Origin of the sequence: Streptomyces venezuelae (assembly GCF_008642295.1) — a bacterium.
GTDB lineage: Bacteria > Actinomycetota > Actinomycetes > Streptomycetales > Streptomycetaceae > Streptomyces > Streptomyces venezuelae_C.
In genome coordinates, this window is the sequence record NZ_CP029190.1 from 4,286,222 (window position 1) to 4,303,785 (window position 17,564).

18 protein-coding genes and 2 tRNA genes are annotated in these 17,564 nt (G+C 71.1%); 15 read left to right on the forward strand and 5 right to left on the reverse strand.

All coding sequences use genetic code 11. From position 1 onward, the window contains the following. Positions 1–208: 208 nt before the first annotated feature. Complete coding sequence (locus DEJ50_RS19125; RefSeq protein ID WP_150209193.1) at positions 209–1,447, reverse strand: sensor histidine kinase; 1,239 nt, start codon at positions 1,445–1,447, stop codon at positions 209–211. Between the two features lie 149 nt (positions 1,448–1,596). Here DEJ50_RS19125 and DEJ50_RS19130 point away from each other — a divergent pair, with 149 nt between their 5' ends. From DEJ50_RS19130 to DEJ50_RS19190, 13 genes are all read left to right on the forward strand, one after another. Then, entirely contained in the window at positions 1,597–2,004 is a 408-nt protein-coding gene (locus DEJ50_RS19130) for an NADH-quinone oxidoreductase subunit A (protein WP_150209194.1), read from the forward strand. Then, complete coding sequence (locus DEJ50_RS19135) at positions 1,995–2,588, forward strand: NADH-quinone oxidoreductase subunit B (RefSeq protein ID WP_150209195.1); 594 nt, start codon at positions 1,995–1,997, stop codon at positions 2,586–2,588. The genes DEJ50_RS19130 and DEJ50_RS19135 overlap by 10 nt, the downstream gene beginning before the upstream one ends. Next, complete coding sequence (locus DEJ50_RS19140; RefSeq protein ID WP_150209196.1) at positions 2,585–3,829, forward strand: NADH-quinone oxidoreductase subunit C; 1,245 nt, start codon at positions 2,585–2,587, stop codon at positions 3,827–3,829. The genes DEJ50_RS19135 and DEJ50_RS19140 overlap by 4 nt, the downstream gene beginning before the upstream one ends. Next, complete coding sequence (locus tag DEJ50_RS19145) at positions 3,826–4,794, forward strand: complex I subunit 1/NuoH family protein (protein ID WP_150209197.1); 969 nt, start codon at positions 3,826–3,828, stop codon at positions 4,792–4,794. The genes DEJ50_RS19140 and DEJ50_RS19145 overlap by 4 nt, the downstream gene beginning before the upstream one ends. Beyond that, positions 4,791–5,429, forward strand: a complete 639-nt coding sequence (locus DEJ50_RS19150) for a NuoI/complex I 23 kDa subunit family protein (protein WP_150212223.1) — start codon at positions 4,791–4,793, stop codon at positions 5,427–5,429. Before DEJ50_RS19145 ends, DEJ50_RS19150 begins: the two co-directional genes overlap by 4 nt. Then, entirely contained in the window at positions 5,429–6,016 is a 588-nt protein-coding gene (locus DEJ50_RS19155) for an NADH-quinone oxidoreductase subunit J (RefSeq protein ID WP_150209198.1), read from the forward strand. The genes DEJ50_RS19150 and DEJ50_RS19155 overlap by 1 nt, the downstream gene beginning before the upstream one ends. After that, positions 6,016–6,375 (forward strand): NADH-quinone oxidoreductase subunit NuoK, encoded by a 360-nt coding sequence (gene nuoK, locus DEJ50_RS19160; RefSeq protein ID WP_150209199.1) that lies wholly within the window; start codon positions 6,016–6,018, stop codon positions 6,373–6,375. The genes DEJ50_RS19155 and nuoK overlap by 1 nt, the downstream gene beginning before the upstream one ends. After that, on the forward strand, positions 6,372–8,366 hold the full coding sequence (locus tag DEJ50_RS19165) for an NADH-quinone oxidoreductase subunit L (RefSeq protein ID WP_150209200.1): 1,995 nt from the start codon (positions 6,372–6,374) through the stop codon (positions 8,364–8,366). Before nuoK ends, DEJ50_RS19165 begins: the two co-directional genes overlap by 4 nt. A gap of 38 nt (positions 8,367–8,404) precedes the next feature. Next, positions 8,405–9,967, forward strand: coding sequence for an NADH-quinone oxidoreductase subunit M (locus tag DEJ50_RS19170; RefSeq protein WP_150212224.1), 1,563 nt, complete (start codon positions 8,405–8,407; stop codon positions 9,965–9,967). Further along, the gene (locus DEJ50_RS19175) at positions 9,964–11,541 is read left to right on the forward strand and encodes an NADH-quinone oxidoreductase subunit N (RefSeq protein ID WP_150209201.1); all 1,578 of its coding nucleotides are present in this window, start codon (positions 9,964–9,966) and stop codon (positions 11,539–11,541) included. Before DEJ50_RS19170 ends, DEJ50_RS19175 begins: the two co-directional genes overlap by 4 nt. A 170-nt stretch (positions 11,542–11,711) precedes the next feature. Next, entirely contained in the window at positions 11,712–12,575 is an 864-nt protein-coding gene (htpX, locus tag DEJ50_RS19180) for a zinc metalloprotease HtpX (RefSeq protein WP_150209202.1), read from the forward strand. Further along, on the forward strand, positions 12,572–12,964 hold the full coding sequence (locus DEJ50_RS19185) for a YccF domain-containing protein (protein WP_150209203.1): 393 nt from the start codon (positions 12,572–12,574) through the stop codon (positions 12,962–12,964). The genes htpX and DEJ50_RS19185 overlap by 4 nt, the downstream gene beginning before the upstream one ends. A gap of 69 nt (positions 12,965–13,033) precedes the next feature. Then, positions 13,034–13,558, forward strand: a complete 525-nt coding sequence (locus tag DEJ50_RS19190; RefSeq protein ID WP_150209204.1) for an SMI1/KNR4 family protein — start codon at positions 13,034–13,036, stop codon at positions 13,556–13,558. Between the two features lie 166 nt (positions 13,559–13,724). Here DEJ50_RS19190 and DEJ50_RS19195 read toward each other — a convergent pair whose 3' ends face one another. The 3 genes from DEJ50_RS19195 to DEJ50_RS19205 all read right to left on the reverse strand — a co-directional run bounded on the left by DEJ50_RS19195 (position 13,725) and on the right by DEJ50_RS19205 (position 16,072). Continuing rightward, complete coding sequence (locus DEJ50_RS19195; protein WP_150209205.1) at positions 13,725–15,164, reverse strand: SulP family inorganic anion transporter; 1,440 nt, start codon at positions 15,162–15,164, stop codon at positions 13,725–13,727. Between the two features lie 159 nt (positions 15,165–15,323). Next, positions 15,324–15,398, reverse strand: a tRNA-Ala gene (locus DEJ50_RS19200). A 185-nt stretch (positions 15,399–15,583) separates the two neighbouring features. Continuing rightward, positions 15,584–16,072, reverse strand: coding sequence for a YajQ family cyclic di-GMP-binding protein (locus tag DEJ50_RS19205; protein WP_150209206.1), 489 nt, complete (start codon positions 16,070–16,072; stop codon positions 15,584–15,586). 201 nt (positions 16,073–16,273) lie between these two features. Between DEJ50_RS19205 and DEJ50_RS19210 the strand changes: the two genes are divergently transcribed. Together DEJ50_RS19210 and DEJ50_RS19215 are read left to right on the forward strand one after the other, a co-directional pair. After that, positions 16,274–16,355 (forward strand) — tRNA-Tyr (locus tag DEJ50_RS19210). Positions 16,356–16,470: 115 nt separating this feature from the next. Then, positions 16,471–16,878: a DUF3574 domain-containing protein gene (locus DEJ50_RS19215; RefSeq protein WP_223837823.1), complete on the forward strand. Its 408-nt coding sequence runs from the start codon at positions 16,471–16,473 to the stop codon at positions 16,876–16,878. Between the two features lie 13 nt (positions 16,879–16,891). On the opposite strand, the gene DEJ50_RS19220 is transcribed toward DEJ50_RS19215, so the two are convergent. Further along, positions 16,892–17,548, reverse strand: a complete 657-nt coding sequence (locus tag DEJ50_RS19220; RefSeq protein ID WP_150209208.1) for an SDR family oxidoreductase — start codon at positions 17,546–17,548, stop codon at positions 16,892–16,894. Between the last annotated feature and the right edge of the window lie 16 nt (positions 17,549–17,564).

A 17,564-nucleotide genomic window follows, 5' to 3' on the forward strand; every position in this document is an offset into this window, starting at 1 on the left:
GGGGTTAACCCCACCCCGCTGGGGGGGGCGGAGCCTGGGGGAGGGGGTGCGGGCGGAGCCGGGAACGGGGCCGGGGGCGGAGCCCCAGGGGTGCGGGCGGAGCCCGGGTACGTCTACGGGGTCCGGGGCGGAGCCCCGGTTTCGGGAAGGGGCGGGGTGGGGAAATGGCCCCGCGCAGCGGAGCGGCGCCCCGGCCGCCCCGCCCCGCTCAGCCCCGGTCCCGCCAAGGCAGCTCCGCCGTCACCGTCGTCCCCCCGCCCTCCGGCGAGTCCAGCACGAACACCCCGTCCACCGCCCCCAACCGCTCCGCCAGCCCCGCCAGCCCGGTCCCACGGTCCAGCCGCGCCCCGCCCCGCCCGTCATCCGACACCCGGATCATCAGCCGCCCCCCACCAGCACCGGCACCAGCACCAGCACCCGAGCGCGAGCCCAAGCGCGAGCCCAAGCCGCCCGACGGAGCCGCCCACCACACCTCCACCGCCGCACTCCGCGCCCCCGCATGCTTGCTCACGTTCTGCAGCAGCTCCGACACCGTGAAGTACGCGATCCCCTCGATCGCCTCGGCCGGCCGCACCGCCAGGTCCACCTGCACCTTGACCGGCACCACGCACCGCGAGGCCACCGCCGACAACGCCGCGTCCAGCCCGCGGTCCGTCAGCACCGCCGGATGGATCCCGCGCGCCAGATCACGCAGCTCCTGCAGCGCCAGCTTCACTTCGCCGTGCGCCTCGTCGACCATCGCCGCCGCCGCGTCGGGGTCCTCCAGCAGCTTCTCCTTCGCCAGCCCGAGCCCCATCGCCAGCGCCACCAGCCGCGCCTGCGCCCCGTCGTGCAGGTCCCGCTCGATCCGCCGCAGGTCGGCCGCCGCCGTGTCGACCACGACCCCCCGGTCCGACTCCAGCTCGGCGATCCGCCGCTCCAGCTCGTCGGACGGCGCCAGCATGACCCGTACCATCGCCCGGTCCGCATCGGCCAGCATCCGGACCACATAGGGGAGTACCGGCCACAGGACGAACAGGCCGGTCAGCACCACCGTGAAGGTCAGAATCCCCCACGGCAGCCGGGCCAGCGAGTACAGCACGGTCCGCCAGGCCACCGGGTCCTTGATGCTCGTCCACAGCCAGGGGAAGAACCCGCCGGCCCGCTCCGGGGCGGGTATCGGCGTGGGTTCCTCCATGCGTACGCCGAGCAGCTCGCGCGCCCGGGTCCGTTCGAACCGTCCTGTCTGGCGGGACAGGTACAGTCCGCCGGCGAGCAGCGGCAGTCCGATCACGGTCACGGACAGTCCGCCGGCCGTTCCGATCATGAACACGGTGTAAACGAATCCGGTGATCGCCACAGGAAGGTTGGTCAGCAGGTACGCGATTTCCTTCCACGTGTCCACACTGAAGACAGGGCGCACGGGCGGTGGCCGGTCGTGGTCGGATGCCTGGATGTCGACGCTCATGCGGCACAGCCTGCCAACCCGCGTCCCGCCGGTGCCATGGGGTGCCCTTGTCTCAGTGAACGGGGGATAACCCCACCCCGTGTGAGGCAGGCCCTAGACTCCCTGCCGTACCAGATCGTCGACAGTGGTTAGAGGAGCGAGGAACGGACGTGCCCGACCCAACGGTATCGACCGTAACCGTGCTCGCGGCGGACTACTTCCGAAGCTATTCGGTCGTCGGTCTGCTCGCGGCGCTCGGCGTGCTCTTCGTGGCCGTGGCCTTCGGCGCGGGGCGGCTGCTGCGTCCCGCCGTGCCGACCCCCGAGAAGCTGCTGACGTACGAATGCGGTGTCGACCCGGTGGGCGAGGGCTGGGCACACACCCAGGTCCGCTACTACGTCTACGCGTTCCTCTACGTCATCTTCGCCGTCGACTCGATCTTCCTGTTCCCGTGGGCGACGGTGTTCGCAGACCCGCAGTACGGCGCCACCACCCTGATCGAGATGTTCATCTTCCTGGGCTTCCTCGCCGTCGGCCTGCTCTACGCGTACAAGAAGGGCGTCCTCGAATGGACGTGACACCGGAGCCCCAGCTGCTCCCGGAGCCCAAGCGCCTGGGAGTCCTCTCCCGCCTCGCCCCGGAGCCGATGAAGGTGGTCCTGAACTGGGGCCGCCGCTACAGCCTGTGGGTCTTCAACTTCGGCCTGGCCTGCTGTGCCATCGAGTTCATCGCCGCGTCGATGGCCCGGCACGACTTCATCCGGCTGGGTGTGATCCCCTTCGCGCCCGGACCGCGCCAGGCCGACCTGATGATCGTATCGGGCACGGTCACGGACAAGATGGCCCCGGCGGTCAAGCGTCTGTACGAGCAGATGCCGGAGCCCAAGTACGTCATCTCCTTCGGCGCCTGCTCCAACTGCGGCGGCCCGTACTGGGACTCGTACTCCGTCACCAAGGGTGTGGACCAGATCATTCCGGTTGATGTCTACGTGCCGGGCTGCCCGCCGCGCCCCGAAGCCCTCCTGCAGGGCATTCTCAAGCTTCAGGAGAAGATCGCCCGCGAGTCGCTCGCGGCGCGCTACTCGAATGCGCCGACCCCCTCGGTCTCCCAGCTGACCAGCGGACTGGTCACGCCCCCCGCCCGTGCGGAGGATCCGGCATGACGCTGCACGAGTCCCCGTACGACTCCCTGCCCGACGCGGCACCCGAGATCTTCGGCGCGGAAGCGGTCGCGGACCTCTCCTACGAGGTGCTGACGGTGGACGTCCCCGTCGGCTCCTGGATCCAGGCGCTGGAGATCGCCCGGGACAAGCTGGGCTGCACCTACTTCGACTGGCTGAGCGCGGTGGACGAGCCGGGCACCGGCTTCCGGGTCTGCGCGCACGTGGTCGCACTGGAGGGCGGAAAGGTGCGCCGGCTGCTGCTGCGTACGACCGTTCCGCATGCTGCACCCTCCCTCCCCTCGGCCATCGACGTGTACGCGGGGGCCTCCTGGCACGAGCGGGAGACCCACGAGATGTTCGGCGTGGTCTTCACCGGCCACCCCAACCTCGCACCGCTGTTGCTGCCGGAGAACTTCGAAGGACACCCGCTCCGCAAGGACTTCATCCTGGCGGCCCGGGTCGCCAAGGCCTGGCCGGGCGCCAAGGAGCCGGGCGAGGGCGCCGAGTCCGGCGGTCCCAAGCGCCGCACGATGCTGCCCCCGGGCGTTCCCGACCCGAACGAGTGGGGCCCCCTCAAGGGGCAGCTTCCCCCTGCCCCGGCCCGGCCGGCCCGTGCTGCGCGCACGCCCCGGGCCGCCGGCGAGGGGCCGCCGGCCCGCGCCCCGCGCGAGGGCGCCCCGGTCCGCCGCACCCGCTCGGTGACGGAGGGCTCCGCCACCCAGGCCACTCCAGAGGCCCCGGCGACCCCGGGCGCTCCCGAAACCCCGGCCCGCCCGCCGCGCCGTACCCGCTCGGCCTCGGACGGCTCCGCCAGCCAGGCCACCCCGGCGGTCCCGGAGGCCCCGGCGACCCCGGGCGCGTCGGAAACCCCGGCTCGCCCGCCCCGCCGTACCCGCTCGGCCTCGGACGGCTCCACCAGCCAGGCCACTCCGGCGACCCCGGAAGCCCCGGCGACCCCGGAGGCCCAGGCGACGCCGGAATCGGCCGAGGCGGCCGAGGCCGGTGGGGCCGCGGCGGCGGAGCCGCGGCGCCGCCCCGCCCCCCGCAGCGCGGACGCGCCCTGGCACAACCCGAAGCCCGCCTTCGAGGAACCGGCCGCAGCCAAGCCCGACGCCCGTCCCGCAGGCAAACCGGAATCCGAGGCTCCGGAAGCCGCCCCCGAGGCCGCAACCACCCCGGACCCCGAGACGCCCGGCGACACCCGACCCGACACCCGACCCGACACCGGAGGCGACGCGTGAACGACGTCCTCGACGTCGCCCTGCGACTGATCGTCGTCTTCGCCGTCTTCCTCGTGCTGCCCCTGGTCATCGGGCAGACCGAGCACAAGGTGATGGCACACATGCAGGGCCGCCTCGGCCCCATGTACGCCGGCGGCTTCCACGGCTGGGCCCAGCTCGTCGCCGACGGGGTCAAGTTCGCGCAGAAGGAGGATGTCGTCCCGGCCAACGCCGACCGGCGCATCTTCCAGCTGGCCCCCGCCGTCGCCCTGCTCCCGTACCTCCTGGTGCTCGTCGCCATCCCGATCGGCCCCGGCGAGGGCGCCGTCGGGCAGGTCATCGACGCCGGCGTGTTCTTCGTACTCGCAGTGATGGGCGTCGGAGTGCTCGGCAGCCTGATGGCGGGCTGGGCCTCCGCCAACAAGTTCTCGCTGCTCGGCGGTCTCCGGACGGCCGCCCAGCTGCTCGCCTACGAGCTCCCCATGCTCCTCGCCGCGGCCTCGGTCGCCATGGCCGCCGGCACCGTCTCCCTCCCCGGGATCGTCGAGGCCTTCGAGTGGTGGTGGCTGCCCTGGCAGATCACCGGCGCCCTGGTCTTCTTCACCGCCGGTCTCGCCGAGCTGCAGCGGCCCCCGTTCGACATGCCCGTCGCCGACTCCGAGATCATCTTCGGTGCCTACACCGAGTACACCGGCCTCCGCTTCGCCCTCTTCCTGCTCGCCGAGTACGCCGGCATCGTCGTCCTCTGCGGCCTCACCACCGTCCTCTTCCTCGGCGGCTGGCAGGGTCCCTGGGGTGCCGACGGCCTCGGCTGGGTGTGGACCCTGCTCAAGACCGCGGTCCTCGCCTTCCTCGTGATCTGGCTGCGCGTCAGCTACCCGCGTCTGCGCGAGGACCAGCTGCAGAAGCTCGCCTGGACCGTACTCATCCCGCTCGCGCTCGCCCAGATCGCGCTCACCGGCATCGTGAAGGTGGCGATGAACTGATGCCCATTCCCGGATCCGGCCTGGCCAAGGGCCTCGCCGTCACCCTGCGCACGATGACGAAGCGCTCGCACACCGCCCAGTACCCCGAGGTGCAGCCCGAACTCCCGCCCCGCACCCGCGGGGTCATCGGCCTGTTCGAGGAGAACTGCACGGTCTGCATGCTGTGCGCCCGCGAGTGCCCCGACTGGTGCATCTACATCGACTCCCACAAGGAGACGATCCCGGCCGCCACTCCCGGCGGGCGCGAGCGCAGCCGGAACGTCCTCGACCGTTTCGCCATCGACTTCTCCCTCTGCATGTACTGCGGTATCTGCATCGAGGTCTGCCCCTTCGACGCACTGTTCTGGTCGCCGGAGTTCGAGTACGCGGAGACGGACATCCACGAACTCACCCACGAGCGGGACAAGCTCCGCGAGTGGATGTGGACCGTCCCGGCCCCGCCCTCCCTCGACCCGGGCGCCGAGGAACCCAAGGAACTCGCCGCCGCCCGCAAGGCGGTGGACAAGGCGGAGGCCGAGGCCCGCGCCGCAGCGGAAGCCGAGGCCGCCGCCCGGGCCGCCGCCGAGGCCGGCCCCGCCGAGCCCGAGTCCGCCGACCCCGCCGGGCCTGACGCTCCGGCCGGAGGTGCCGCCTGATGCACACCGCCACCGCCTCCCTGGCCGCCGCAGCCCAGGGCAACGGCTTCATGTCACCGACCGGCGTCGAGATCGCCTTCCTCCTTGTCGGCATCGCCACCCTCGGCGCAGCACTCGTCACCGTCACCACCCGGCAGCTGGTGCACGCCGCGCTCTGGCTGGTGGTGACGCTGGGCGGAATCGCCGTCGAGTACCTGCTGCTCACCGCCGAGTTCATCGCCTGGGTCCAGGTGCTGATCTACCTCGGTTCCGTGGTCGTCCTCCTCCTCTTCGGCCTGATGCTCACCAAGGCCCCCATCGGCCGCTCCCCGGACGCCGACTCCGGCAACCGCTGGGTGGCCCTGGCCGTCGCCGTCGTCTCGGCCGGCGCCCTGGTCTGGGTCGTGGTCGACGCCTTCCGCACCACCTGGATCAACCTCGACGGGCCGGCCCAGGGCTCCACCAAGGTGTCCGGCGAGTACCTCTTCCAGCACTGGGTGCTGCCCTTCGAGGCGCTCTCCGTCCTTCTGCTGGCCGCGCTGATCGGAGCCATCGTGCTGTCCCGCAAGAACGGAAACGACGAAGCCGGCGCGAAGGGGAAGCGCTGATGCATCTCGCCTACCCCGCCGTGCTCGCGGTGCTCCTCTTCTGCACGGGCCTGTACGGAGTGCTCGCCCGCCGCAACGCCATCCTGGTGCTGATGTCCGTCGAGCTGATGCTCAACGCCGTCAACCTCAACCTGGTGGCCTTCGACGTCTGGCTGCGCGACACCCTGCACGCCGGCCAGGCCCTCACCCTCTTCGTGATCGCCATCGCCGCCGCCGAGATCGGCATCGGTCTGGCCATCGTGCTGATGGTGTACCGCAACCGGGGCACGTCCGACGTCGACCGGCTGCGCGACACCGCCGAGGGCAACGAGCCGCCCGCACCGACCGCCGAGTCCGCTCCCCACGAGGTCGCCGCGTGACCACCACGACCCTCGCCGTTCTCGTCCCCCTCCTTCCCTTCCTGGGAGCGGTGGCCGGACTGCTGTTCGGCCGCACGGCCCCCGGATTCGTCCGGCCGCTGGCCGTGCTGCCCACCCTGGCCGCGGCCGTACTGGCCGTCCTCGTCGCCGTCCGCCAGGGCGGCGGCGAGCCGATCGAGGCCGCGACGGAACTGACCCCGACCGGCTCGGTGCCGATCGAGCTCGCCCTCTACCTGGACGGCTTCGCCGTCCTCGTGGCCGTGCTGGTCGGTGTGGTCGCCACCTGCGTACAGCTCTACTCGACGGCCTACCTGCGCGAGGACCCGCGCTACCCGTCGTACGCCGCTCTGGTCTCACTGTTCACCTCCGCCATGCTGCTCGTCGTCTACTCCGGCGACCTGATGGTGCTGCTGGTCGGCTGGGAGATCATGGGCATCTGCTCGTACTTCCTGGTGGGCCACTACTGGGAGACCGAGGCGGCCCGCTCCGCCTCCCTCAAGGCCTTCCTCGTCACCAAGCTCGGCGACGTCCCGTTCCTGATCGGTCTGTTCGCGCTCGCCACCGACGCCAACTCCTTCCAGATCACCGAGATCCTCGAGACCGTCAAGAACGGCGGACTCGACCACCCGACGCTGATCGCGCTGCTGCTGCTGGCCGGAGTCGCGGGCAAGTCCGCGCAGTTCCCGCTGCACACCTGGCTTCCGGACGCCATGGCGGGCCCGACCCCGGTCTCCGCTCTGATCCACGCCGCGACCATGGTCGCCGCCGGTGTCTACTTCATCGCCCGTCTCCTTCCGGTCTTCGGGGCCTCCCAGGCCGCGCTTGTGGTGATGGCCGTGATGGCGGCCGTGACCATGGTCGGCTCCGGGCTCGCCGCCCTCGCGCAGGACGACATCAAGCGGGTGCTCGCCTACTCCACGGTCGGTCAGCTCGGCTACATGATCGGCGCGCTGGCCGTCGGCGACCGTTCGGCCGCCGTGTTCCACCTCCTGTCCCACGGCTTCTTCAAGGCACTCCTCTTCCTCGGCGCCGGCGTGATCATCCACGCCGCCGGGACCAACTCCCTGGCCGCCATGGCCCGGATGGACGGCCTGGCCAAGCGCATCCCGGACGCCTTCTGGACCATGTCGATCGCGCTGCTCGCGCTCGCCGCGATCCCGCCCTTCGCCGGTTTCTTCTCCAAGGAAGCCGTCCTGGTCGCCGCCGAGCAGACCGCCACCGGACACTCCGAGTTCGCCCCGGGCGCAGCCGGCTGGCTGGTGCTCGTCTCCGGTGTGCTGACCGCCCTGCTCACCGCCGCCTACGCCACCCGGCTCTGGCTGATGGCCTTCCGGGGCCGGGGCGTCGCCGCCCCGGACCACGGCAAGGAGCCGTTCGCCATGACCGGAGTGCTGTGGCTGCTGGCGGTTCCGACGGTCGGCTTCGGCCTCGCCGCCGGCCCCCTCGCCGACTGGTTCGACGGCGCGGAACTGACCCCGACCCTGGCCACCTCGGTGCTGGGCACGGGCGCGGCGGTCATCGGCGGAATGCTCACCTACGCCCTCTGGCACCGCATCTCCGTCACCACCGCCGGCCAGGCGCCGACCACGACAGGGGTCGCCGATGCCGCCGAGTCCGCCGCCGGCGCCCCCGAGGTGGACGAGGTCACCCACGACCACCCCGTCGTCCCGGCCCGCCCCGCCGCCGACCCCGGCAAGGCGCTCCTCGGCCCGCTGTACCCGCACGCCCACGTCGGCTTCCACCTCGACGCCGTCTACGACGCGCTGTTCGTACGCCCCGTACGCGCCGCCGCCGGCCTGGTCCGCTTCCTGGACCGCGCAGTCGTCGACACGTACGTCCGCGGCGCCGGCACCGGACCCGGGCTGCTCGGCACCCTCGTGCGCCGCGCCCAGACCGGCAACGTGCAGAGCTACCTGAGCGCCCTGCTCGCCGGTGCCGTGGTCCTGGCGATCGCCACCGCCGTCCTTGCCAACGTCAACGCCGGATCGTGAGCCGTGAGTCAGCCGTGATTGATATCAGCCCATCCGTGATGCAGTTCCTTCTGGCGTTCATCGTGGCCGCGCCGCTCCTCGGCTCGGTCGCGGCCCTGCTGCCGCCCCCGCCCGGCCTCAAGGGCCGCAGCCCCGAACAGGCGGTGCTCCGCCACGGCGTCACCGTGACCGGTGTCATCCTGGCCGCGGCGGTCGCCCTCACCCTGGGCTTCGACCACGACAACCCGTCCCGCTTCCAGGCGACGACGGACATCAGCTGGATCCCGGCGCTGGACGTCCGGATCCACCTCGGTGTCGACGGCATCTCGCTCCCCCTCCTCCTGATGACCGCGCTGCTGTTCTTCCTCTGCGCGCTCTACAGCTACTTCAAGCTTCCCGCGGGCCCCTCCCCGAAGGCCTTCGTCGCGCTGCTCCTGGTCCTGGAGTCCGGCACGCTCGCGACCTTCGCGGTCCTCGATCTGCTGCTCTTCTTCCTCGCCTTCGAGATGGTGCTCATCCCGATGTACTTCCTCATCGCCCGCTGGGGCGGTGACCAGCGGCAGGCCGCCGCCTGGAAGTTCATCCTCTACACGCTGCTCGGATCCGTGGTCATGCTGCTCGGACTGCTGCTGATCGGGATCGACAGCGGCACTTTCGACATGGTGACACTGGCCACTGACAACGGCCGCGAACTGTCCCACACCACCCAGCTGCTGGCGGTGCTCGCCATCGGGATCGGCCTCGCCGTGAAGACCCCGATGTGGCCGCTGCACAGCTGGCTTCCCGACGCCCACACCGCCGCCCCCACCGTCGGATCCGTCCTGCTGGCCGGTGTCCTGCTGAAGATGGGCACCTACGGGTTCGTGCGCATCCTGCTGCCCGCCACCCCCGACGGCATGCAGACCTTCGCGCCCTACCTGGCCGCCTTCGCCGTGGTCGGCATCGTCTACGGTTCGCTGGCCTGCCTCGCCCTCGCCCGCAAGGGCGCCAACGGCGACCTCAAGCGGCTCATCGCGTACTCCTCCGTCGGCCATATGGGCTTCGTGCTCCTCGGCATCGCCACCATGTCCCCCACCGGGGTCAACGGCGCCCTGTTCGCGAACATCGCCCACGGCCTGATCACCGGCCTCCTCTTCTTCCTGGTCGGCGCCCTCAAGGACCGCTACGGCAGCACCGATCTCGACACCCTCGCCGGAGCCACCGGCGCCGCCCTCTACGGCCGCGCCCCCCGCTTCGGCGCCCTGCTCGCCTTCGCCGCCGTCGCCTCCCTCGGCCTGCCCGGCCTGGCCGGGTTCTGGGGCGAGATGCTCGCCCTGTTCGGCGCGTTCGACCCGGCCGAGGGCCTGTCCCGGCCCGCCTTCCTCACCTTCATGGCGATCGGCGCGTTCGGCACCCTGCTCACCGCCGCATATCTTCTGATCGTCGTACGCAGGGTGTGCATGGGCGATCCGCAGACGCTTCCCAAGGCCGCCCCGGCGGTCGTGGCCGACGTCCAGCACTACGAGTTCGCCGCCTGGACCCCGCTCGTCGCCCTCACCGTTCTCGCCGGCCTGTGGCCCGCCGTCCTCCTCGGCCTCACCAACCCGGCCGTCCAGAAGCTCCTCGCAGGAGGCAACGCATGACGGCCCTCGCCGCCCCCGACACCGTCAGTCTCGTCCAGACCGTCGACTGGCTCGCCATCGCGCCGGTGGTCGTCCCCGCCGCGGTCGCCCTGCTGGTGCTGGTCGCCGACCTGTTCCTGCCGGACGGGAAGAAGGCCGCGCTCGGCTGGTTCTCCGTGGCCGGCCTGGCCGCCTCCACCGTCCTGCTGCTGCCGCTGCGCGGCGAGGACCGCTCCACCTTCTGCCTCACCGACACCGCCCTCGCCACCGGCGAGGCCTGCAGCTACACCGCCGACCGGTTCACCCTCGTCATCCAGTTCCTGGTGCTCGCGGGTGCCCTGGTCACCGCCCTGCTGTCGGTCACCTCGATCCGTGAGACCCGGCTCCCGGCCGGTGAGTACTGGTTCCTGCTGCTGTCCTCCGCCGCCGGTGCCGCCCTGCTTCCCGCCTCCCGCGACTTCGCCACGCTGATCGTCGCCCTCGAAGTGGCCTCGCTGCCCGCCTTCGCCCTCGTCGGCCTGCGCCGCGGCGACCGGATGTCCTCCGAGGCGGCCCTCAAGTTCTTCCTGTCCTCGGTCACCGCGACGGCCGTTTCCCTGCTCGGCATCAGCTTCGTCTACGCCGCCACCGGCACCCTGCACCTCACCCAGGTCGCCGACCGGCTCGAGGACGTCCCCGGGCAGCTCGACACCCTCGCCATGGCCGGTGTCGCCCTCACCCTCGTCGGCTTCGCCTTCAAGACCGCCGCGGTCCCCTTCCACTTCTGGGTCCCGGACACCTATGTGGGCGCCCCGCTGCCCATCGCCGGCTACCTCTCGGTGATCGGCAAGGCGGTCGGCTTCACCGGCCTGATCCTGGTCACCGTGATCGCCTTCCCGGCGTACTCCGACATCTGGGGCCCGGCCCTGGCCGTCCTCGCCGCGCTCACCATGACGCTGGGCAACGCCGCCGCCCTGCGCCAGGACCCGGACCGCCCCCACAGCGCCGTCCGGCTGCTCGCCTGGTCCTCCGTCGGCCAAGCCGGGTACCTCCTGGTCCCGATCGCCGCGGCTGCGTACTCCGAGCGCGACCAGATCGGCTCCACCGTCTCCTACGCCCTCATGTACGCGGCGGTGAACCTCGGCGCCTTCGCGGTGGCCGCACTGGTCGCCCGTACCAAGCCGCTGAACCGGATCGCGGACTACCGCGGCCTGTACGCGGAGCGTCCGCTCGCCGCCCTCGCGTTGGCCTTCTTCCTGCTCTGCCTGGCCGGCCTGCCGCCGGGCATCATCGGCCTCTTCGCCAAGGTCACCGTCTTCCAGTCCGCGGTGGACGCGGGCCTGGGCTGGCTGGCCGTGGTCATGGCGGTCAACGTGGTCATCGCCCTCTACTACTACCTCCAGTGGACGGCGCTGCTCTTCCGCGCCCCCGTCCCGGAGGCCGAACCGGCCGCCGCCGCAGCCGCCGCCGGAGCTGCCGAGGGCACCCCCCGCCGCGCCAAGGTGCCGTTCCCGGTCACCGCGGCCATTGCCGTCACCGCCGTGGTGTCCGTGATCGTCTCCGGTGCCCCCCAGCTGGTCCTCCGCTTCGCGGCGACCAGCCTCTTCCCGCAGTAGCGCCGACGGGCGCGCTCACCCGTACGGACCAACGCGCGCCGCGGGCGGCAAGGCAGGACCGGGAACCCGGCGCCCTCGCCTGGCGTTGACCAGGCAGGGAGGGTCCACTGGACCGTAGCCCCGCACACCCAAGACGGGGCTCCCCTGCCGCACCACCTGGAGGGCGTACCGTGCACCGCCGGCACAACGGGCTGAAGACCGCCGTACTCCTCGGCGGTCTGTCCGCACTCATCATCGTCATCGGAAGTTTCTTCGGGCGCACCGGCCTGATCGTGGCCGTGTTCGTCGCCCTGGGCACCAACGCGTATGCGTACTGGAACAGCGACAAGCTGGCTCTACGCGCGATGCGTGCCCGCCCGGTCAGCGAATTCGAGGCGCCCGAGCTCTACCGGATGGTCCGCGAGCTCTCCACCTCGGCGCGCCAGCCGATGCCCCGGCTCTACATCTCACCGACCGAGGCGCCGAACGCCTTCGCGACCGGCCGCAACCCGCGCAACGCCGCCGTCTGCTGCACGGAGGGGATCCTCCGCATCCTCGACGAGCGGGAGCTCCGCGGAGTCATCGGGCACGAGCTGAGCCACGTCTACAACCGCGACATCCTGATCTCCTCGGTCGCCGGAGCCCTGGCCTCCGTGATCATGTTCCTGGTGAACTTCGCCTGGCTGATCCCGATCGGCCGGTCCAACGACGACGAGGGCCCCGGCCTGCTCGGCATGCTGCTGATCATGATCCTGGGCCCGCTGGCCGCATCCGTGATCCAGCTGGCCATCAGCCGCTCCCGGGAGTACGAGGCGGACGCCTCCGGAGCCCAGCTCACCGGTGACCCGCTGGCCCTGGCCAGCGCCCTGCGCAAGCTCGACGCCGGAACCAAGCAGCTTCCGCTGCCGCCCGAGCCCCGGCTGGAAACCGCCAGCCACATGATGATCGCGAACCCGTTCCGGCCGGGCCAGGGCCTGTCCAGGATGTTTTCCACCCACCCGCCCATGGCCGAGCGAATCGCCCGGCTCGAGCAGATGGCAGGTCGAGGCCAGTGAAGACCATCCTGAACGTCATATGGCTCGTACTCAGCGGATTCTGGCTGTTCCTGGGGTACTGCCTGGCCGGTGTGATCCTCTGCATCACCATCATCGGCATCCCCTTCGGCATCGCCTCGTTCCGGATCGCCGTGTACGCCCTCTGGCCTTTCGGCTATACGACGGTCGAACGCCATGACGCGGGCGCCCCGTCCTGCGTCGGCAATGTCCTCTGGCTGCTGCTGGCCGGCTGGTGGCTGGCCCTCGGCCACATCGTGACGGGCATCGCCCTCTGCATCACGATCATCGGCATCCCCTTCGGCATCGCGAACTTCAAGATGATCCCGATCTCGCTGCTCCCGCTGGGCCGCGAAATCGTACGCACCGACGCCCCGTTCGCCACTCGGTGACAGGGAGGGGCTCGCCTGGGTTATCCACAGGCTGAGCGGGGTGTCAGTGGGGTGGTTCACCATGAAGCCATGAACGAGACCGAGCAGTTGCTGGAGCAAGTCGCCGCTCATGCGCGCAACTCCCTGAAGGGGCAGCGAAAGCCCCTTCCGGCGCCCCTGCCCCCAGCGGGCCTGCGGCGCATCGAAGGCATACTCGGCTTCGACCTGCCCCCGCTGCTCGCCGGGCTCTACACCCGGATCGCGGACGGTGGATTCGGGCCGGAGGGCGGTCTGCTGACACTCGGCCAGGCCGCGGATGCGTATGCGGCGATGCGCACCTCGGCCTGGCGCTGGCCCGAAGGCGTCCTGCCCATCGCCGACTTCGGCTGCGGACTGTACGCATGTGTGGACTGCCGGTCTGAGACCGCACAGGTGCTGCTGTTCGAGCCGAACCCGGGCGATCCGGACCTCGCCTGGTATGTGGACACCCCCGGCCTGGCGGACTGGCTGCGCGGCTGGATCGACGGGACCGCCTGGTACTGCGAGGACTCGGCGGCGGGGGAGGAATTCGACCTGGAGCTGAGGCTCTGGTCGGAATTCAGATCCCGCGTGTAGCGATGGCCAGCCGGCCGGCCCGAGTGCCGCCACGGCCCGGTCCTTGACACCTGAATCGTGTGCTTCCAGCGTCCGGCGCATCCGGACGGGCGCATTCGCGATCGCATAGGAGGCCGGCACTCCACAGGAGGCCGGACCACCACGCCACGACCGGGGAGCGGGCCCTCTAGCCGGGCTCGATGGCGCCCTCCCGGCCGGGCACGGCGGACGCCCGCCGCCGCTCCCAGCCGTCGAGAGCGGTCAGACAGGCGTGGTCGAAATGGCGCAGCCCGCTCAGGTCGATCCGCACCGGCCGGTCGGCGGGCAGGGCATCGAGCGCATCGAGCAGCTTCGGCAGCCGGAGAAAACTGGCGTTCCCGGCTACCCGCACCCGGAGCACCTCTCCCTCCCATGCCTGCTCGATGTGCACATTCGAGGTGTCCCAGGCCGCCTTGGTCACGGCCAGGCCCAGCCCGACCAGCACCCCCTCGAAGAGGTTCGTGGCCACGATCGCCCCGGCCGTCACCACCAGCACCACGGCCTCGCCCCGGTGCGTCTGCCAGAGCCCGACGACCGCCCGGCCCGGCAGCAGCTTCCAACCGGCATACAGCAGCACCCCGGCCAAGGCCGCCAGCGGCACCACTCCCAACAGCCCGGGTACGCACACGGCGAACACCAGCAGCCAGCCGCCGTGCAGGATCCGGGCGGCCCGGGTCCGCGCCCCGGCCTCCACATTGGTTGCGCTGCGCACGATCACGGCAGTCATCGGCAGGGCGCCCAGCAGTCCGCACAGGGCATTGCCCACCCCCTGGCCGATCAGCTCCCGGTCGTAGTCCGTTCGCGGCCCGTCGTGCATCCGGTCCACGGCGGCAGCACTGAACAGTGTCTCGGCGGACGCGATCAGAGCGAGGGCGACCACGGTGCCCACCGCGCCGGCCGAGGCCAGCACCGCGAAGTCCGCCGCGGCCGGCGGCGCCACGGCGGCGAGCACGCCCGCCACCTCGACCCGGTCGACCGGCAGGTGCAGCCACCAGGCCACGACTGCGGCAGCAGCCACCCCGACCAGCGCCCCGGGGACGATCCGCACCCGCGCGGGCATCCGGCGCCAGCCGACCATCACGGACACGGTCCCGGCACCGAGGGCGGCCGCGGCCCAGTCGGCCTGCCCGAGGAGCCGGCCCAGCCCGGCGACCTTCTCCAGGGTTCCGCCCGGGGCCGCCACGTCCCCCAGGGCGTACAGCTGCCCGGCGATCAGCACGAGCCCGATTCCCGCCAGCATGCCGTGCACCACGGCCACCGAGATCGCCCGGAACCAGCGCCCCAGCCCCAGCACCCCCAAGGCCAGCTGCACCACTCCGGCGGTCAGCACCAGCACCCCGAGCGCGGCCGGGCCATACGCCCGCACGGCCTCGTACACGAGCACGGTCAACCCGGCCGCCGGCCCGCTGACCTGCAAGGCGCTCCCGCGGAACCACCCGGTCACCAGGCCGCCCACGATTCCGGTGACGATTCCCAGCTCGGCCGGTACCCCGGAGGCCACGGCCACTCCCACACAGAGCGGCAATGCGACCAGCGCAACGACAACGGACGCCCCGAAGTCCTCGCGGAATGTGCCGGCCCCTGACATACGAGAACCCCCTGTCCACACGGTGATGGTCGTCACCCAGCGTGGTGGTTCCACCAGTCCACGCATAAGTGACCACAGGGGGCCCAGAGGGAGCGCGCGGCGCACGCGCCCCGCACACGACCGGGCGAGCGCCGACCGGCGCAGAGAAAGTGATGAAGGGGCGGGGCGGCCGGATTCGAACCGGCGTCCTCCTCCATGCTGTGTAGGCGCACTACCTCTGTGCTACGACCCCGCCTTGTTCATGATCCTAACCAACCGCCCGGCGGCGTGCCCGGGGTTTTTTCCCGGTGCCACGGGTGCCGTCGGCCCGCATGACAAGGGCACAACGCGGGCAGTCGTCGAGGCGGTCCTCGGCGTTGTGCCCCCGTTGTGCCCTGTCAGGCTTGCCTATGAGCGTTTGTGCAGGTCAGAGACCCTGATCAGCGGTAGTTCACAAACTGGATCGCGAAGTCCAGGTCCTTGCCCTTGAGAAGCGCCTGCACGGCCTGCAGGTCGTCCCGGCTCTTGGAGCTGACCCGGAGCTCGTCGCCCTGGACCTGCGCCTTGACGCCCTTGGGGCCCTCGTCGCGGATGATCTTCGCGACCTTCTTGGCGTTCTCCTGGGAGATGCCCTCCTCGATCGAGGCGAAGATCTTGTACTCCTTGCCGGACAGCTGGGGCTCGCCGGCGTCCAGCGCCTTCAGCGAGATCCCGCGCTTGACCAGCTTGGTCTCGAAGACGTCGAGGACGGCCTTGACGCGCTCCTCGGAGTTCGCCTCCATCAGGATCTTCTCGCCGGACCAGGCGATGGTGGCGCCGGTGCCCTTGAAGTCGTAGCGCTGCGAGAGCTCCTTGGCGGCCTGGTTGAGGGCGTTGTCGACCTCCTGCCGCTCGACCTTCGAGACGATGTCGAAACTGGAGTCGGCCATGTGCTGTGGCTCCTTGAAGTCGGCTGCGATGTGCTCGGGGGACGCGGACCGGACATCCCCGCTCCGCACCGCAAAGCCTAGCCACCGCGCCCGCCACACGTGCTGATCAATCCAGTGGCGAAGCATCCTCCGACATCGGGTATCGTTTACGTCGTTGCCAGAGAGCACCGCCGAAAAGCGGACTCCCCGGCGGCATCCCATGGCGGTGTGCCCGAGTGGCCAATGGGAGCGGACTGTAAATCCGTCGGCTTAGCCTACCCAGGTTCGAATCCTGGCGCCGCCACGCGATGAGAAGACCCCCGTGCAGCGCACGGGGGTCTTCTCGCATATCACTCGTATCGTCCGCGGCGCACCGTCGTTGTCCACGCGTGAAATGGACTTCTGAGACGCGAGGCAAAGTGAGCGGCGGGGTGCTGGGGGCCCTGTTGGCCGCCGGGGTGCCGGCTCTGGTCGGGGCCGCGCTGCACACCGGCAGCGGCGAGCCCTACGTGGAGACCCGGCTGTACTTCGGGACCCAGCGGGCCGCCGGAGGAGAGATCGGGAGGGCCGAGTTCATGCGGTTCCTCGACCGGGAGGTCACCCCGGGCTTCCCGGAGGGGCTCACCCTGCAGGACGGGTACGGACAGTGGCGGGGCGCCGACGGCCGGATCGTCCGCGAGACCTCCTACGAGCTGATCCTGCTGTACCCGGAGAAGGCGGCCGACGAGCGGGACACCCGCATCGAGCGGATCCGGCGGGCCTACCAGGACGAGTTCCGGCAGGACTCCGTCGGCCGGTCCGACGACCCGGTCACCGTCGACTTCTGACCGGCGGCGCCGGTCAGTTGCCGGCCACGTCCTTCACCGCGACCTCCACCGGAGTGGTGCCCTCGACCAGTTCCAGGGTCAGGCCGGCCGTGGCCGGGGTGTCGATGAGTTCGGCCAGGACCGCGGCGACGTCATCGCGCGAGACCGGGCCCGGACCGGTGTGTGCCTCGAGGCGGATCCGGCCGGTGCCCGGCTCGTCCGTCAGGGAACCCGGGCGCAGCACCGTCCACTCCAGGCCGAGCCGGGTGCGGAGGTGGTCGTCCGCCTCACCCTTCGCGCGCAGGTAGAAGTCGAAGACCTCGTCACCGGGGTGGTGGGAGTCGGCACCCATCGAAGAGACCATCAGGAACCGCCGCACCCGGGCCCGTTCGGCCGCGTCCGTGAACAGCACGGCCGCGCCCCGGTCCACCGTGTCCTTGCGTGCCACCCCGCTGCCCGGACCCGCGCCCGCCGCGAACACGGCCGTCTCCGCGCCCTGCAGGATGCCGGCGACATGCTCCACGGAGGCGGACTCCAGGTCGCACAGCACCGGTTCGGCGCCGGCCTCCCGCAGGTCGTCGCCCTGCTCCGGGTCGCGGATGATGCCTGCGACCTCGTACCCGCGCGCGGCAAGCAGCCGCTCCAGCCGCAGCGCGATCTGACCGTGTCCACCCGCGATGACGATGCGCATGTCCCGACGGTACGAC

Coding starts and splice junctions, on each gene's coding strand:
- DEJ50_RS19125 (WP_150209193.1), bottom strand. CDS start 1,447: ATGAGCGTCGACATCCAGGCATCCGACCACGACCGGCCACCGCCCGTG.
- DEJ50_RS19135 (WP_150209195.1), top strand. CDS start 1,995: ATGGACGTGACACCGGAGCCCCAGCTGCTCCCGGAGCCCAAGCGCCTG.
- DEJ50_RS19140 (WP_150209196.1), top strand. CDS start 2,585: ATGACGCTGCACGAGTCCCCGTACGACTCCCTGCCCGACGCGGCACCC.
- DEJ50_RS19155 (WP_150209198.1), top strand. CDS start 5,429: ATGCACACCGCCACCGCCTCCCTGGCCGCCGCAGCCCAGGGCAACGGC.
- nuoK (WP_150209199.1), top strand. CDS start 6,016: ATGCATCTCGCCTACCCCGCCGTGCTCGCGGTGCTCCTCTTCTGCACG.
- DEJ50_RS19170 (WP_150212224.1), top strand. CDS start 8,405: ATGCAGTTCCTTCTGGCGTTCATCGTGGCCGCGCCGCTCCTCGGCTCG.
- DEJ50_RS19175 (WP_150209201.1), top strand. CDS start 9,964: ATGACGGCCCTCGCCGCCCCCGACACCGTCAGTCTCGTCCAGACCGTC.
- DEJ50_RS19190 (WP_150209204.1), top strand. CDS start 13,034: ATGAACGAGACCGAGCAGTTGCTGGAGCAAGTCGCCGCTCATGCGCGC.
- DEJ50_RS19195 (WP_150209205.1), bottom strand. CDS start 15,164: ATGTCAGGGGCCGGCACATTCCGCGAGGACTTCGGGGCGTCCGTTGTC.
- DEJ50_RS19205 (WP_150209206.1), bottom strand. CDS start 16,072: ATGGCCGACTCCAGTTTCGACATCGTCTCGAAGGTCGAGCGGCAGGAG.
- DEJ50_RS19220 (WP_150209208.1), bottom strand. CDS start 17,548: ATGCGCATCGTCATCGCGGGTGGACACGGTCAGATCGCGCTGCGGCTG.